Annotated in this window: 13 protein-coding genes; 1 reads left to right on the top strand and 12 read right to left on the bottom strand. The window is 61.1% G+C overall.

Features of this window, described 5'->3' with window-relative positions; genetic code table 11:
* Positions 1-27 precede the first annotated feature (27 nt).
* From O9X91_RS10050 to O9X91_RS10030, 5 genes are read right to left on the bottom strand one after another with little or no spacing between them, the layout of a single operon-like run.
* Positions 28-1,161, bottom strand: a complete 1,134-nt coding sequence (locus O9X91_RS10050; protein WP_004438394.1) for a DUF917 domain-containing protein — start codon at positions 1,159-1,161, stop codon at positions 28-30.
* Complete coding sequence (locus O9X91_RS10045) at positions 1,154-2,710, bottom strand: hydantoinase/oxoprolinase family protein (RefSeq protein ID WP_269833853.1); 1,557 nt, start codon at positions 2,708-2,710, stop codon at positions 1,154-1,156. Before O9X91_RS10045 ends, O9X91_RS10050 begins: the two co-directional genes overlap by 8 nt.
* A 17-nt stretch (positions 2,711-2,727) precedes the next feature.
* Positions 2,728-4,374 carry an ATP-binding cassette domain-containing protein gene (locus O9X91_RS10040; protein WP_269833854.1) on the bottom strand — a complete coding sequence of 549 codons (1,647 nt, stop codon included), beginning with the start codon at positions 4,372-4,374 and terminating at the stop codon, positions 2,728-2,730.
* Positions 4,375-4,378: 4 nt separating this feature from the next.
* Entirely contained in the window at positions 4,379-5,260 is an 882-nt protein-coding gene (locus O9X91_RS10035; RefSeq protein WP_077985060.1) for an ABC transporter permease, read from the bottom strand.
* Positions 5,260-6,288, bottom strand: a complete 1,029-nt coding sequence (locus tag O9X91_RS10030) for an ABC transporter permease (RefSeq protein ID WP_077985061.1) — start codon at positions 6,286-6,288, stop codon at positions 5,260-5,262. Before O9X91_RS10030 ends, O9X91_RS10035 begins: the two co-directional genes overlap by 1 nt.
* A 136-nt stretch (positions 6,289-6,424) precedes the next feature.
* On the opposite strand from O9X91_RS10030, the gene O9X91_RS10025 reads away from it, so the two are divergent.
* Positions 6,425-8,776 carry a helix-turn-helix transcriptional regulator gene (locus O9X91_RS10025; RefSeq protein ID WP_162520340.1) on the top strand — a complete coding sequence of 784 codons (2,352 nt, stop codon included), beginning with the start codon at positions 6,425-6,427 and terminating at the stop codon, positions 8,774-8,776.
* Positions 8,777-8,779: 3 nt separating this feature from the next.
* Here O9X91_RS10025 and O9X91_RS10020 read toward each other — a convergent pair whose 3' ends face one another.
* The 7 genes from O9X91_RS10020 to O9X91_RS09990 are packed head-to-tail and all read right to left on the bottom strand — an operon-like array spanning position 8,780 to position 16,528.
* The gene (locus O9X91_RS10020; RefSeq protein ID WP_003506768.1) at positions 8,780-9,490 is read right to left on the bottom strand and encodes a ribonuclease activity regulator RraA; all 711 of its coding nucleotides are present in this window, start codon (positions 9,488-9,490) and stop codon (positions 8,780-8,782) included.
* Positions 9,491-9,523: 33 nt separating this feature from the next.
* Positions 9,524-10,321: an NAD-dependent epimerase/dehydratase family protein gene (locus O9X91_RS10015; RefSeq protein WP_142911961.1), complete on the bottom strand. Its 798-nt coding sequence runs from the start codon at positions 10,319-10,321 to the stop codon at positions 9,524-9,526.
* Positions 10,322-10,330: 9 nt separating this feature from the next.
* Positions 10,331-12,055 carry an L-arabinonate dehydratase gene (gene araD, locus O9X91_RS10010; protein WP_142911962.1) on the bottom strand — a complete coding sequence of 575 codons (1,725 nt, stop codon included), beginning with the start codon at positions 12,053-12,055 and terminating at the stop codon, positions 10,331-10,333.
* Between the two features lie 37 nt (positions 12,056-12,092).
* Positions 12,093-13,172, bottom strand: a complete 1,080-nt coding sequence (locus O9X91_RS10005; RefSeq protein WP_142911963.1) for an ABC transporter ATP-binding protein — start codon at positions 13,170-13,172, stop codon at positions 12,093-12,095.
* A gap of 22 nt (positions 13,173-13,194) precedes the next feature.
* Positions 13,195-14,238, bottom strand: a complete 1,044-nt coding sequence (locus O9X91_RS10000) for a carbohydrate ABC transporter permease (protein WP_137411569.1) — start codon at positions 14,236-14,238, stop codon at positions 13,195-13,197.
* Positions 14,231-15,199 carry a carbohydrate ABC transporter permease gene (locus O9X91_RS09995; protein ID WP_077985065.1) on the bottom strand — a complete coding sequence of 323 codons (969 nt, stop codon included), beginning with the start codon at positions 15,197-15,199 and terminating at the stop codon, positions 14,231-14,233. Before O9X91_RS09995 ends, O9X91_RS10000 begins: the two co-directional genes overlap by 8 nt.
* Before the next feature lie 57 nt (positions 15,200-15,256).
* Positions 15,257-16,528 carry an ABC transporter substrate-binding protein gene (locus tag O9X91_RS09990; protein WP_077985066.1) on the bottom strand — a complete coding sequence of 424 codons (1,272 nt, stop codon included), beginning with the start codon at positions 16,526-16,528 and terminating at the stop codon, positions 15,257-15,259.
* Between the last annotated feature and the right edge of the window lie 14 nt (positions 16,529-16,542).

Here is a 16,542-nt window from a genome sequence, read left to right as displayed (position 1 = left end):
ATTGCGGGTCATTGGCCCCGCTTATGGTTAGGCAGCCTTGCTGACCGGAACGGGCAGCGGTGAGAAAGGAATGTCGGGGTAACCGAAGGCCGCCGGCCCGACGACTTCGAGCGCACGGGCGCTGCGCAGCAGGTCGTGGCAGGGGATGGCGATGACGGCCACACGCTGGCCGTAGCGCAGCACTTCGGTAGTGATCGGGTAACCCGTGTCGACATCGAGCAGGACAATCAGGTCGGGGACCGTCACTTCCACCTTGCCATCACGGGAAAACAGCAGAAATTCGTTCTGGATGGCGACGCCAGCCGTCTGGCCGGCGCAATCGTCGAAGCCGGACAGCGTGAGATCGCCGACCGCGAAACCACCGCGCAGATGGCGCTTCAGATCGGTGATCTTGCCGTTGAAGATGCGCCGCCCGCCTTCGAGCGCGCAGACCGCGGCAATCGGGTCTTCCTGCTGCTTGCGGGCACGGATCACGGCCTCGCCGATGGCAATCGCCTTGGTGTAGGTTTTCGGAATGCCGTACTGGTGCACATAATGCGCCTGCATCGGTGCGGTCGCCAGCATCGCGCCGCCACCCTGCGAGACGACGCAGGCGCGCGCCATGCGCTCGTGCCAGACCTCGGAAACGGCATGGCTGAAGATGACGGCATTACCGTGCAGATCGCACATCACCGATGGCGTGGAACTATGACCGTAAATGGAGAAGGTGGTCATCTGCATTTCCGGGAATGCCCGGCCCATGCCGTCGCAATCGAGGATTGGCAGGCCACCCAGCGCCGCCGTTACCAGCGGGTTCATGGAGTTGGAGCCACCGATTTCCTCGCAGACGATGGCGTCTACCGGCGTGCGGATCAGCTCTTCCATCGCGCGCAGGCAGCGCAGGCCTTCGCGGCCTTCACGAATGCGCTCTACTCCGACAACAGGTGCGCCGATGCCGCCGATGGACATGCACAGCGCGTCCGGCTCGATTGCGTCGGTCGCGAGGATCTTCATTTCGTACCCGGCTTTCATGGCTTCCAGCGCCAGCAACTTACCGAGATAAGGATTGCCGCCGCCGCCCGTGCCGAGAATGCCGGCACCGATTTCCAGCGCGTCGAGATCTTCACGGGTCAGCGTCCGCAATGCCGCTTCGTCATATTTCAGCTTGCGCGTCTCAGCCATGATTGGCTCCCATTTCTCCAACAACTTTCACATGAATGCGGGTGGCATTGCCGGGCAGGTAGGCAAGCGGCATATCTTCGCGCTCGATGACCTCAAGCGTTTCGGCAACCGCACCAGCGGCAATCGCCTTTTCCCGGGCCTCCGCTTCTGCCTCTGCCAGCGCGCTCTCGCGCGTGCGCCCGTCCACCAGAGAAAAGACCCGGTCGGTCTCGCCGCTGATCTGCGCAATCGCCGCACCGACAGCATTCGCCACTGCGAAATTCTCGGGCCGGATGACCTCAAGATCACCGATGCGATCCGGCATCAGGATAGAACCGCCGCCGACGGCGATCACCGGCACCGGCGACGACGAGATGCGGCTGCGCTCCACGCAGGCCTCAAGCATGTCGTTGATCTTGTCGACCGCCGCATCCACCAGTTTTTTGTCGAGGCTGGAGACCAGCTTTTTCTCCCCAACATCCGCCTTGCCGGAGGCAACCGCGATATCGGTCGCTGTCAGCGTCGAGCCACCGAAGCAGAGCGCCTCGCGACGGACGCGGTAACCGACGGATTTCGGCCCGACGGTCAGGCCGTGATCGCCATTGACCACGAGCGAACCGCCGCCGAGACCGATGGAGAAAACGTCGGGCATACGGAAATTGGTGCGCACGCCGCCAATATCCACCGTGGTCGAGGCCTGACGCGGGAAACCGTGGGACAGCGAGCCGACATCGGAGGTGGTGCCGCCCACATCCACGACCACGGCATCCTTGAGACCGGTGAGGAAGGCCGCACCACGCATGGAGTTCGTCGGACCGGACGCGAAGGTGAGCACGGGGAAACCGCGCACCACATCAGCCGCCATCAGCGTGCCGTCGTTCTGGGTGATATAGAACGGGCAGGTAATGCCCGCAGCCTTCAGCGCCACGCCGAAAGCCGCAACCGTGCGGTCGGCCAGCGACAGCAGGCTGGCATTCATGATTGCAGCACTTTCCCGTGCAAGCAGGCCATGCCGGCCGATATCCTTGGACATCACCACCGGCAGGCCGGGGCAACGCTCTTGCAGGATTTCTTTCGCCCGCAACTCCATCGCATCGTTGATGCCGCTGAAAACGCAGGTGACGGCAGCCGCCTTCAGGCCCTTGGCGCGGATATCCGCGGCGATGCGAACGATTTCGTCCTCGTCGAGCGGCGAAATTTGGCGGCCGTCGAATTCGTAACCGCCGCGCACCTGATAGCCGTGGTTGCCGACGATTTCCCGGAGGTCATCCGGCCAGTCGACCATGGGCGGCAGGCCGGCGCCGGAGGGCAGGCCGAGACGGATGGCGGCCACCTCGTCCATATGCCGGCGCTCGATCACCGCATTGGTGAAATGCGTGGTGCCGATCATCACGGCGCCGATGCGCGCCCTGTCAATGCCCGACGCCTCGATGACCTTTTCAAGGGCTTCGATGACACCGGATGTCACATCCTCTGTCGTGGAGGCTTTTACCCCCGCCAGAACGGTTTTATCCTGCAACACAACGGCATCGGTATTCGTGCCGCCGACGTCAATTCCAACGCGATACACGTCAGGCTCCTCTTTCATCAATCGGTCGTTTTGACGAGGAAGCGCATACGCTCTTCCTCGGTCACGGTGGGTTTGAGACGTTCTTCCTCGTCGGTGACGACGGGGATGGCCGCGATCAGGGCGCGGGTGTATGGATGGGCCGGCTCGGCGAAGACCGCCGACGTCACGCCCTCTTCAACAATCTCGCCCCGCAGCATGATGGCGATGCGCGAGCAGAAATTGCGCATCAGCGACAGGTCGTGCGAGATCATCAGATAGGTCAGGCCAAGCTCCTCGCGCAGCTGCAGCAAAAGGTCGATTACCGTCTTCTGCACGGACACATCGAGTGCGGCCGTCGGCTCATCGAGGATGAGGATTTTCGGCTCGGCCGCCAGCGCCCGGGCAATTGCCACACGCTGCTTCTGGCCGCCGGACAGTTCATGCGGATATTTGCCGAGATAGGATTGCGGCAGCCGCACCAGCCCCATCAGTTCCAGCATGCGGTTTTCACGCGCAGGCCCATCCATGCCGATGGATTTCAGCGGCAGGGCAAGCGTCTGTTTCACCGTACGCTTCGGATTGAGCGAGGTGCCCGGATTTTGATAGACGATTTGCGTCAGCCGCTTGCCGCGCCCAGGTGCTGGAGCGTCGATCACGAGATTGCCGGAGGTCGGGCGCGAAAGGCCCATGATCATGCGCGCAACCGAGGTCTTACCGGAACCGGATTCACCCGCCAGGCCGAAAACCTCGCCTTCGTTCAGGGTCAGGTTCACATCCCGCACGGCGTGATAACCGTTGCGCCTGCCGTATATCTTGTTCAGCCCTTCAATCGTCACGATGGGCGAGCGCGTGCTTTGCGCCAGATCGGTGACGCGCGGGCCATAAAGCGGAGGCACTGCATCCAGAAGCGAGCGCGTATAGTCCTCGGCAGGCGTATGCAGGATTTGCGTGCAGGGTCCGGTCTCAACGATATCGCCGTGATGCATGACCACGACCCTGTCCGCCACCTTGCGCACGACGCCGAGATTGTGGGTAATCATCAGCAATGCCATGTTTTCTTCGGCAACCAGCTGGTTGATGAGATTGAGAATTTCATCCTGCGTGGTGACGTCGAGCGCCGTGCCGGGCTCATCCGCGATCAGGAGCTTCGGCTGGTGCAGCAGGGCAAGCCCGATCAGAACGCGTTGGCGCATGCCGCCCGAAAGTTCGGACGGATAGGCGTTCATCACCCGTTCGGTATCGGCAAGCTGTACCCGGCGCAGCACCGCCGCGATGCGGTCGCGGCGCTCCGCCTTCGACGAATTGATACCGTCGCGCTTGTCGGCAAAACGCATGACATCATCGAGATGCGTGCCGATTTTGAATACCGGATTGAAGGAGGAAAGCGGGTCCTGCATGATCAGCGAAAACGCCGTGCCCTTCAGCGCCTCGCGCTCCCTGCGCGGCATGGACAGCACATCCCGGCCATCGATGACGATCGCACCTGATGTGATCGCGGCATTCTTCGGCAGGGTGCCGATGATCGCCTTGGCTGTGACGGATTTGCCCGATCCGGTTTCGCCGATCAGCGCCACGCGCTCCCCCGCGGCAACCGTGAAGGCGACATCGCGCAGCACCTGCCGGGTGCGGCCGTAATTGGTGAAGGTGACGTTGAGGTTTTCGACCTTGAGAAGCGGTTCAGTCATGACTTTAGCTTTCCACGTCGAACATGTCGCGCAGGCCGTCGCCCAGCAGATTGAAACCCAGCGTCACGTAAAGCACGGCCGCGCCGGGGCAGAGCACTTCCCACCAGAAATCCGGCATGAACTGGCGCCCGTCGGCGACCATCGATCCAAGGTCGGGGGTCGGCGGCTTGACGCCGAAACCGAGGAAGCTCAGCGTCGCACCGAACAGGATGACAAAGGCGGCATCGAGCGTGGTCTTGACCGATATGACCGAAACGCAATTGGGCAGGATTTCGCGAAAAAGAATATGCAGCGGGCCTGCACCGGCAAGACGTGCCGCCTCGATATAGTCTTCCGAAGCGATAGACTTTGACACCGAATAGATCAGCCGTGCATGCCAGGTCCACCATAACAACGTGATCGCGATCATGGCGTTCGTCAGCGTCGGTTCCAGGAGGTTGGAGACCGCGAGCGCCATGACGAGCGGCGGCATCGCCAGCATCACATTCGTCAGGCCGCTGATGAGTTTCTCGGTCCAGCCGCCGAAATAACCGGCAATCAGGCCAAGCACGGTTCCGACTGGCACCGAAATACCGAGCACGCCGATGACGAGAAGCAGCGAGACGCGCAGCCCGAAGATGGTGCGGGAGAAGATATCGCGGCCGGCCTTGTCGGTGCCGAACCAGTGCTCCAGGTCCGGCGGCATATGGCGGGCGCGGAAATCGACGACCGCGCCGATATGTTTGGGATAAGGCGTAAGCCATGGCGCGAAGACCGCCAGTACCAGTACCGACAGAAGGATCAGCGAGCCGATGACCGCTGCCGGATTGCGGCTGAAGCGATACCACATCATGTAACCGGCACTCAGGCCTCGATCGGTGGGTTCGAGCATTTTTATGTCAGCCATCAGCGAGCCTCCTTGCGGCGCAGGCGCGGGTCGATGATCGAGATCAGGACATCCACGATCAGGTTCGCAACGATGAAGAACAGGCCGGCCACCAGCACCACGGCGGTCACTGCGTTGAGGTCTTTCTGCAGGATGGCGTTGAGCCCGTAGGAAGCGAAGCCGCCCCAGGCGAAGACCATCTCGATCACGAAGGCATTGCCGATCAGCGACGCAAATTCGAGACCCATGATCGTCAGCGGCGCGATGGAAGAAAGCTTCAGCAGGTAACGGAAGATGATGACACGCTCCGGCACGCCAAAGCTTTGCAGGGTCAAAACATGGTCCTTGCGCTGGTTCTCGATCATCGAGGAGCGCGTGATACGGGTGATCTGGCCGATGCCGGCCATGGAGAGCGCAAAGGCCGGCAGCGCGAGATGTTTCAGCGCATCGAGCACGACATCGAAACGCCCGGCCAGCGTCCCGTCGATCAGGATGAAGCCGGTCGGGCCGCCCTGCCAGCCAAGCCCGTGGTCGAGCCTACCGATGATCGGCCAGCCGGAAAGAAAACGGGCGGCCAGCAATTGCAGCGTGATGGCGAAAAGAAAGCTCGGGATCGTCACCCCGGTGAGCGACAGGATGCGGCCGATATGGTCCAGCGGCCGGTCGCGGTAATGCGCCGTAATGACCCCGAGCGGGATAGCCACGGCAAACATGAAGATGACCGAGACCAGTACCAGTTCGACCGTCGCAGGAACGGTCTGTGCCAGATCGGTAGTCACCGGGCGTTGCGACACCAGCGAGAAACCGAGATCGCCATGCAGGGCATTGCCGATATAGTCGAGATATTGGACGGCCAGCGGCTTGTCGAGGCCCATCTCGCCGCGCAACGCATCCACCTGCTCTTGCGTCGCCGCAGGGCCGAGCGCCATGCGCGCGGGATCTCCCGGCACGACGCGGGCGAGCGCGAAAATCATGATGGACAGGGCGATCATGACCAGCACGAAGGTGCCGAGCCTGTTCAAAATCGCGACCAACGGATGTTGCTGCATCGGTGGAACGTTCCTTGTGCATCGGTTGCCTGAGCACAAGTTTTCATCACCAACCCTTTTGAACAATCTAAAAAAGGTATAGTTTTTTGAAACATGAGTATAGGTTTTTAAGATAAAGTCCCCTATCCCGTTGCCAATGACGCTCCTGCCCCGCACCCGCCTCTGCCGCCGCATCGCCAGCGAAACCGCCGGCGTAGTCTTCCTGCGCGCTCCGGCGGGTGCGGGAAAAAGCGTGCTGCTGGAAATGCTGGCAAAGGAGTTGGGAACGCAGATATGCCGCACGCACCAGCCGCGAAGCGATGATGCCGTAAATGACTGCCTTCTATGGGACGTGCCGGTTTTCGCGCGGGCGGTGCGCATGCCCGCCGCCATTCTGGAAAAGGTGCGTTTTTTGGTCATCGCCTGCCGCCCGGATCAACGGATCAGCGGACTGGCCCGGCAGATCCTGCATCTCGGTTCGCTTACCATCGGCCCGGATGAGCTGCTTCTTGGGCAGGAGGAGGTTGAAGACCTGCCACCTGAGCAGAAGCGTCTCGCCCTTCACGACTATGCCGGCTGGCCGGCTTTCCTGTCACTGGTCCGTCTTCCAAACGAACCGCTGTGTGCCGATTATCTGCGCGAAAACTACCTGCCGCATCTTTCGCCCACCCAGACGGTTGAGCTTTCGCTCTGGCTCGAAAACCCTTCCGCAGAACCCGAGGCGGAATGGACCGAATTGCTGCCGCCCTTCCTGACCGGAAATCCCGAAAATCATCCCACCCTGATAAGGCTTCTGGGCGTGGCCGCACGGGAGCGTCTCGCTACGCTGCAGGCCGGGAGCGCCGTGGTGGAGGTCGCATCGGCTTTCGAAAAGGAAGGACGGGCGCTTGCGGCCATGGCGATGCTGCTCGACCGCGGTTATGAGACCCATGCCGCACAAATTCTGGAACGCGCCCATGGCCGCGAACTGATTTACAGAAGCAGCGTCGGCAGGTTTCGCGAGATCATTATGCGTTTTTCGCAGGATATGATCGCAACGAATGAAACCGTGCTCTTCGCCGTTACCCGCGCCCTGTTGAAACAGGGTGAGTTGCAGCGTGTGCGCCATCTGCTCGGCAAGAGCCTCGGATCGGATTATCTCGATCCGTTGAAGGTGCTTGCCCGGGGTTCACGGTTTTCCTTCGCCGCCCGCACATTCCGGCTCAACCTGATGATTGCCGAGGACCTGACGCCCAATGACGCGATGATAACGCGGCTCGGCGAGTTCATGGCCGATTACCCGATGGACGACCACGGCAAATGGGCGGCCTATTACAATGCGCTGCTGGAATTCGAAATCCGCCGCCGCAATTTCCGCGAGGCGGAGGCCGCCGCTGCCCGCGCTTTGATCTATCTGCGCAAAATGGGCGGGCAGCCGCTGCTGGAGTTCTTCATCCACCTGCACCAGATCGTGCTGCGGCTGATGAGCGGCGACGTGCTTCTGGCGCGCCGGGCCGCGCAGGAGGCGCGCACGCGGCTGGAACAGGTGCCGCATGACGCCGTGCAGGAGTTCCGGATGTTGCGGCTGGCGGAAGCCTGCCTTGCCTATGAGGCTGGAAAGCCCCGCGACCTCCTGCATTTCGTCGAACATGAATTCGATCACTTCGCCGCTGCCGAAATCTGGCCGAGCCTCATGCAATTTGCCCTGTTTTACGCCTCGCAGGTATTGATCGACCATTTTCCGATGACCGTTCGCCCGGGCTTTCTCGATGGCTTGTGGATCCACCTTTCGGAAGGGTTGCAATTCCATGCGATGATGGAAATCAGGACGGCCATCGCCTATCAGAACGCCAACCGCTGGGCGGACGCGGCAGCAACCCTTTCGGCAATCCGCATGCCCATGGGCCGCAACTGGGTGGAGAGCGCACACGAGGATCTTTCCCGCCTGACGCGGCGCGATGAAATCTCCTATGTCATGGCCTGGCTACGCGATGCGGTGCATCTTTTCACGCCGCGCGCCTATCTGTCCCGCCAGATCGACGCGATGATCGCCAATCCCAAGGTGACCAACCGCGAGAAGGTCGCGCTGAGAATCTGGCAGAGCTACGCCGCGCACCAGCGTCGCGACAACGCCGCCGCCCGCGCCCATATCCTCACCGCCCTTGAATCGGCGACCCGCCTTGGATGCAGCGGCGTCCTGTCGGAGGAACGCATCTTCCTGTCGCCGCTTCTGAACAATCGCCGCATCCGCAGTTTCATCGAGACCTCTTCCGATGTCCGCAGCGCACTATCGATTTTCGCCGCCTCAATGAACTCACCGCAGGCGCGCGCGCTGCATGGCGGGCTTTCGCAACGGGAAGCGCAGATGCTGCAACTGCTGGCCAGCGGCATGTCGAACAAGAAGATTGCCCAGACGCTCAACATCTCGGAAGTGACGGTGAAATTTCACCTCGGCAACCTGTTCCGCAAGCTGGATTGCAAACGCCGCGCGGAGGCAATCCGCGCGGCGAAAGCACTGGGCTGGCTGTAAGGTTCAGCGGTTGTTCTTCTTGCGCCATTCGGCAAATGCCGTCTGGTGCTCTTCCTTGGTGCAGGGGTAAAGCCCGATGATCGTCTGGCCGGCCTTGACCTGCTCCACGACGAAATCCTCGTAAGCGGTCATTTCCACCGCCTCGGTCGCCACCTCGTCGGCAATGCCCGCCGGGATGACGATAACGCAATCGGCGTCGCCGACGATGATGTCACCCGGGAAAACCGGCGCATCGCCGCAGCCGATCGGGCCGTTGATCTCGATAGCCTCGTGTTTGGTGAGGTTGGTCGGGCTGGAGGGCCGGGTGTGGTAGGCTGGAATATCCAGCTCGGCAATGGTGGCCGCGTCACGGAAACCGCCATCGGAAACGATGCCTGCACCACCGCGAACCATCAGGCGCGTGACCAGAATATCGCCCGCCGAGGCGGCAGAAGCGTCCTTGCGGCTGTCCATGACAAGCACATGGCCGGGCGGGCAGGTTTCGATGGCGACGCGCTGCGGATGGGCGGGATTGCGGAATTCCACGAGCTGGTTGCGATCCTCGCGGGCCGGCATGTAGCGCAGGGTGAAGGCTGGGCCCACCATGTTTTTACCCTTGTAGCCCAGAGGGCGCACGCCCTGAATGACCTGGTTGCGCAGGCCGCGCTTATAAAGCGCCGTCGCCAGGGTAGCGACGGAAATCGTCATCAGTTTTTCGCGCGTTTCATTGTTCATCTCTGTCTCCTCGCAATGGCGGATAAATGCGTTTCAAGTCCTGTGAATGGGCTCATCGATAAAAATGCCGCCCTGATATTTTGCGATCGCAGCCTCCGGGTCGGGGCGCGGTACGTCGCGCTCGATTTCCCCCCGGTAATCAGCGGCATTGTCGCGCCGCTGCCAGCCGAGAAAGTCGACATGGGAATTGTCCCACCAGCTGTCGTCATTGGCCGAAACGCCCCAGATGACCGGGCAGCCGAGCGTCGGCACGCGGAATGTGGCCTCAATCAGCGAGACGAAGTCACCGTAGCTCAGCCACGTCGATAACATCCGCCAGTTGGACGGTTTTTCTTCGCAGGAGCCGATGCGGACAATGGCCGTCTCCTGGCCGAATTTGGAATGGTAGAGGCTTGCCATCGCCTCGCCGAAAATCTTCGAAACCCCATAGAGGCCATCGGGCAGAAAAGGCGTCTCCGGGCTAAGCTGTTGACCCTGCGGGTAATAACCGATCGTATGGTTGCTGGAGGCGAACAGAATGCGCGGCATGCCGTTCAACCGTGCCGCCTCATAGAGATTGTAGACACCACGCAGATTGGCCGCCTCTATCGGATCGAAAGCCCTTTCAACCGACACACCGCCGAGATGAACGATGCCGTCGCAACCCTTGACGAGATCGTGCACCGCCTGCTCGTCTTCGAGCGCGCAGCGAACGAGTTCCTCGTGAGGAGCTGGCGTACCCAAATCGACGACATCAGACAGGCGAATAGTTTCGGTAACGTGGCCAAGCCGCCCGCGCAGCATGCTTCCCAGCTTGCCGCCGGCACCGGTGATGAGCAATCGCTTCAACATGTCGCGTCCTTAGAAAATATCGGGCTCGCCGGCGGTGCGGCCAAAATCCGTCTGCAGGAAGTCGAAGTCGCAACCTTGGTCGGCCTGGGTGACATGCTTGGAGAAGAGATATCCGTAACCACGCTCATAACGCGGCGCAGGCGCTTGCCATGCCGCCCGGCGCTGGGCGATCTCTTCTTCGCTAACCAGCATATCGAGACGACGCTGGGGCAGGTCGAGGCGCACGATATCGCCGGTTTTCAGAAGCGCCAAGGGACCGCCGACGAAGCTTTCCGGCGCGACATGCAGTACGCATGCACCGTAGGACGTGCCGGACATGCGTGCATCGGAAATGCGCAGCATATCGCGATGGCCTTTTTTGATCAGCGCCTTGGGAATGGGCAACATGCCCCATTCCGGAAAGCCGGGGCCGCCAAGCGGTCCGGCATTGCGCAGCACCAGCACATGGTCAGGCGTCACATCGAGGTTCTCATCGTCGATGGCGGCTTTCATTTCCGGGTAGCTGTCAAACACCAGCGCCGGACCTTGATGGACATGCAGTTTGGGATCGCAGGCGGCAGGCTTGATCACGGCGCCGTCGGGGCAGAGATTGCCACGCAGGACCGCGAGCGAGCCTTCCGCATAGACGGGATTGTCGAGCGAGCGGATGACGTCGTCATTATAGACTTTCGCGCCTTCGAGATTTTCGCCCATGCTACGGCCGGTCACGGTCAGCACGGAACAGTCAAGACGACTTTCCAGCTGTTTCATCAGCGCCCTCAGGCCACCGGCGTAAAAAAAGTCCTGCATCAGATAGTCCTTGCCCGAGGGGCGGACATTGGCAATGAGCGGGGTAACGCGGCCAAGTTCGTCCAGCTCGTCCAGCGTCATCGGCACACCGGCGCGCCGCGCCATGGCGATGAGGTGCACGACGGCATTGGTGGAACAACCGGTCGCCATCGCAACAATGGCGGCATTACGAAACGCTGCCGCCGTCAGGATATGGTTCGGTGTCAGGTCTTCCGACACCATCTCGACAATGCGGCGGCCACAGGCTGCGGACATGCGCTGATGTTCGGAATCGACTGCCGGGATGGAGGAGGCACCCGGCAGGGTGATGCCGAGCGCGTCGGCAATGGCCGTCATGGTCGAGGCCGTACCCATCGTCATGCACACACCGGCAGAACGGGCAATACCGCCCTGCACGCCACGCCATTCCTCGTCCGTGACATTGCCTGCGCGTCGCTCATCCCAATATTTCCAGGCGTCCGAACCCGAGCCCAGCACCTTGCCGGCATAATTTCCGCTCAGCATCGGGCCGGCCGGCAGATAAATCATCGGCACACCGGCTGAGATTGCACCCATGACGAGGCCGGGCGTCGTCTTGTCGCAACCGCCCATCAGCACCACGCCGTCGAGCGGATGCGAGCGGATCATCTCCTCCGTCTCCATCGCCAGCATGTTGCGGTAAAGCATCGATGTCGGCTTGGTGAAGCTCTCATCCACCGAGAGCGACGGCATTTCGACCGGGAAACCGCCCGCCTGCAGCACGCCGCGTTTCACATCCTTCACCCTTTCAGGGAAATGCGAATGACAGGTGTTGAGCTCCGACCAGGTGTTGAGGATACCAATGACGGGTTTGCCGACAAAATCCTCCTCCGCATAACCGAGCTGCATCATGCGCGAGCGGTGGCCGAAGCTGCGCAGGTCGTCGGGTGCGAACCAGCGGTCGGAACGGAGTTTTTTATCGGTCATGTCAATGGTCCTGCGTTGCGGGTTGCGCCAAAGGCTGTCAGTCCTGCCGGAGCGTCAGCCCGCTCGTCGTATCGAAAAGGTGGACGTGTTGAAGCGGTGCGGAGAGGCGGATGACTTCGCCCGCCGATGTCGAGGTCTGGCCGGAAAGATGCAGCGTCACCGGGGTGCCGTCACCCAGATTACCGTAGAGATAGGACTCGCCGCCCAGCTGCTCTGCGGTGCGTACTGACATCGTCAACGCACCGCCTTCGCCCGGCTCCACATGGTTCGGGCGGACGCCGAGCGTCACCTTCTGACCGGGCTTATAGGCAAAGCCGGTCTGCGGCAGCGGGATAGTCTCGCCCGTCGCGATTTTGAGAGCAGGCGTTGCGTCCGAAGTCACTTCGCCCGCAAAGAAATTCATCTTCGGCGAGCCGATGAAGCCTGCCACGAAAATATTGGCCGGGCGGTTGTAGAGATCGAGCGGCACGCCGAACTGTTCAAGCTTGCCGGCACGCAGAACAGCAATCTTGTCGGCCATGGTCATGGCCTCCACCTGATCATGCGTCACGTAGATCATGGTGTTGCCGAGACGCCGGTGCAGGCTGGAAATTTCGCCGCGCATATCGACGCGCAGTTCCGCATCGAGGTTGGAAAGCGGCTCGTCGAAGAGGAACACGCGCGGCTCGCGCACCACGGCGCGTCCGATGGCGACGCGCTGGCGCTGGCCGCCCGACAGGTCCTTGGGGCGACGCTCCAGCAGCTGGTCGATCTGCAGCATCTTCGCTACCTGAGCGATCTTCTCGGCGACTTCCTTTTTGGGGGTGCCGATATTCTCAAGGCCGAAAGACAGGTTTTCGCGCACCGTCATATGCGGATAAAGCGCGTATGACTGGAACACCATGGCAAGGCCACGATCCGCCGCCGGCACCGTGTTGACCACGTCGCCGCCGATGAAGATATCGCCGCCTGTCAATTCCTCGAGACCCGAGATCATGCGCAGCAGGGTGGATTTGCCGCAGCCGGATGGGCCGACGAAGACGCAGAACTCGCCATGTTTGATATCGAGATCGATACCCTTGATGACATCGAGGGCGCCATATGTCTTTTTGACCTGACGAAGCTGAATACTTGCCATTGTCGTATTTCCTCCCTGAGGATTATTTGCCGCCCGTGGACGCAATGCCGGTGGCGATATATTTTTGCAGGAACATGAAGACCAGCGCGATGGGCGCAAGCGTCAGCACGGTCATGGCCAGAAGGTTGCTCCATTCCGTCGTCATCTCCCCCTGGAAGGAGTTGAGCGCCAGCTGCAGGGTGAAGTTGTCGTTGCGGGTCAGCACGATGAGAGGCCAGAGGAAGTCGTTCCAGCGCCACATGATCGCAAGGATCGCCAGAACGGCAAGCGCCGGAGCCGATAACGGCAGGATGATACGCCAGTAGATTTTCCACTCGCTCGCCTTGTCCATGCGCGCCGCATCGAGGATTTCATCGGGTATCGTCAGCATGTATTGCCGCAGCAGGAAAACGCCCGTGGGTGTCGCGGCACCGGGAATGATGACGCCCCAGAGACTGTTGATCATGCCAAGCTGGCTGGTGATGAGAAACAGCGGCACCAGCACCACCGTCTGCGGGATCATCAATGTGCCGACAACCAGCGCTAGCACCACGCCCCTGCCCTTGAACTGATATTTCGAGAGCGCAAACGCGGCCATGGAATTGACGATCAGCATGATGAGTGTCGACGTCACCGTGATGAAGGTCGAGTTCCAGAAATAGAGCGGGAAATTGAAGCGCTGGAAAAGCTCGGTGTAGTTTTCCGTCGCCAGCGCCACCTTTTCAGCCGGTTTCAGCTCGTTGAACGGCATCTTCAGGACTTCGGTCGGCTTGGCCGGGTCAACCACCTGGGCCACGAGGCCGATGCGCCTGATCATGCCGAGCTTGCGGCCATCCTTGTCGACATAGGCCGGCAGCGGCGCTGCCTGCCCATCAACCGCCACGGTTTCCTGGCTATAGGGCAGAAGGCGCGGCGGGAAGCGTTGAAGGTCGGCCTCCGTCTTGAACGAGGAGAGCACCAGCCAGACGACGGGGCCGAACATCATCAGCACGGCCACGCCGAGATAGGCGTAGGACAGCCAGTCGGTCCAGTGCAGCTTGCCGTTGCGGCCGCGGGTACGGGTCAGAAATGCGCCAATCCTAGCCATCGACCTTGCTCCTGTTTGCCCGGAATTGCAGGGCGGTCAGCACCACGAGCACCACGGCGAGCAGCAGCGAAGCGGCGGCCGCAAGTCCGAAATTCCGGGGCGTCCCGGCAAAGCCGGTCTGATAGATGAATTGAATGATGAAGGTCGTCGCCGAACCCGGACCACCGCCGGTAAAGGCAAAGACTTCATCGAAAGTCTGCACGCCCTTGATGACCGACAGGACGAGAACGACAAGCATGGTGGGCGCAAGCAGCGGCAGGGTAATGCGCCGGAAGATGCGCCATGGGCTTGCCTTGTCCAGCTGCGCCGCCTCGTAGACGTCACGCGGGATCGCCTGCAGGCCGGCGAGGAGAATGAGCGTGTAAAAGCCCATATGCGCCCAGACCGACAGGAAGACCGACCAGCCGAAGGCAAGGTTGGCCTCGAGCAGCCAGTCCACCGAACCGAGGCCGAGCCCCTCCATCGCCGCATTGAGAACGCCGAAACGCTGGAGAATCCACTTCCAGATCAGCGCGACCACGACGGGTGACAAGAGAACCGGGAAAAAGAAGACCGCGCGAAAAAAGCCACGGGCGCGGATATCGCGATTAAGCACGATGGCCGTGATCAGCGAGAATCCAACCATGAAACCCACCTGCAGCACGACGAAGAACAGCGTGTTCCAGACGGAGCGCCAGAACAGGTCGCGCGCACAGGAATTGGGATCAAGATAATTCTGACAGGAAAGAAGGACCGAAAAGTTTTCGCCGCCCACCGAAGGGCGCTCGGAAAGCAATATGTGTTCGCTGCCGGTCACGGAATAGGCCATGTTCAGCAGGATCGGCAGGAAGGCGAAGACCGCAAACAGGATCAGGTTGGGTGTCAGAAACACCCACGCAATCCGCCGGTGGCCAAGAACCTTCTGCAGGAAGGCAAAGGGCAGTTCGACGATGCCCATGACGGGCGCAAGAAATTTATACATGAGGGTCCTCCTTCGATCCGGCGCGGCGCGGCATGCGCCGCGCCGGAAGGCGATGGATCACTTCGCCTGTTTCAACGCTTCCTCGAGGTCCGTCTTCGCACGGGCCATGGCCTCATCGACGGTGCTCTCACCGACGATGGCCTGCGTAATGCGCTGGACGGAGATGTTGAACATGGCGCGATTGTTCTTGTAGCCCTGATAGGCATAGGCAATCGGGCTGAGGCCGGGAATCTGGTCCAGCCAGGCATTCATGGCCTTCTGCGTCGCAGGCGTCGCACCGGTATAGGTCACGCCCTTGTCGGCCACGGCCTTGTGGGCCGGAACGTTGCGGGTGCGAACGGTGAAGTCGAGATAATTCTCGTCCTGAGCGAGGAAGTTCAGGATATCGGCGACGATCTTCGGGTTCTTGGTCTGCTTGAAGCCGACGATGCCGGTACCGCCCGGCATGCCCGTGCAGGCGGCGCCACCGCAGGGCTGCGGCACGACTTCCCAGTCGAAGGCATCGCCCACCTGGCTGTCGAAGCGCGCGGTCTGCCAGCTGCCGGAATAATAATAAACCAGCTGGCCGTTGATGAATTCCTGCGCGGCGTCGCGGTAGGTATTGCCGCCCTGCCCGGCCCAGACGTCACGCGCCATGGTGCCGTCTTTGTTCCATTCGACGAATTTCTTCACGAACGTCGTGAAGCCTTCATCGACCAGGATGGGCTTGCCGTCGGCATCGAAAATCTTCGCGCCATAGGAAATGGCCGGGCCGGCGATCCGATGGCCGGAACGGTCGATGGCCATCGGGTAAGGTGTGCCGGTTGCCTTGGCGACGGCATTGGCAGCCTTCGCCCAATCGTCCAGCGTTGCATCCTTGCCGGGTACGGCGACGTTAGCCTGATCGAACAGGGTACGGTTGATGAAAGCGCCGGTGATGGTGAGCTGGGTATGCATGCCGTAGATGCCCTTGTCGTCGGGGCCGCTGCGGTACCATTTCAGCACGTTGGAAAAATTGTCTTCCCAATATTTCGCGTCCACATAGGGCGTGAGATCGAGATAATAGCGGTTGAGGCCGCCGAGGTCGGTCACGGTTGCGAAATCCGGCCCGCTGCCGCCGGCGAGCTGTACGGGCAGGCCTTCCAGCAACGCCTTGTAGGGCACAATGTCAGTAACGATCTTCACGTCCGGATGCTGCTTTTCGTAACGGGCGAGAATGTCCTTCAGGATTTCGCAGCCATTGCCGTCATAAGCGCAGGTGAAGCGCACTTCCTCGGCCGCCTGGGCGGCGCCTGCAAAGGACGCCGCGCCAATGGCGAGCGCCAATGCCATGCTGTATTTACCGATCATCTCTTTTCCTCCCT

This window comes from Agrobacterium salinitolerans, assembly GCF_027498475.1.
Lineage (GTDB): Bacteria > Pseudomonadota > Alphaproteobacteria > Rhizobiales > Rhizobiaceae > Agrobacterium > Agrobacterium salinitolerans.
The sequence above is the reverse complement of the archived record's forward strand: the minus strand, read 5'-3'. Positions and strand labels throughout refer to the sequence as shown.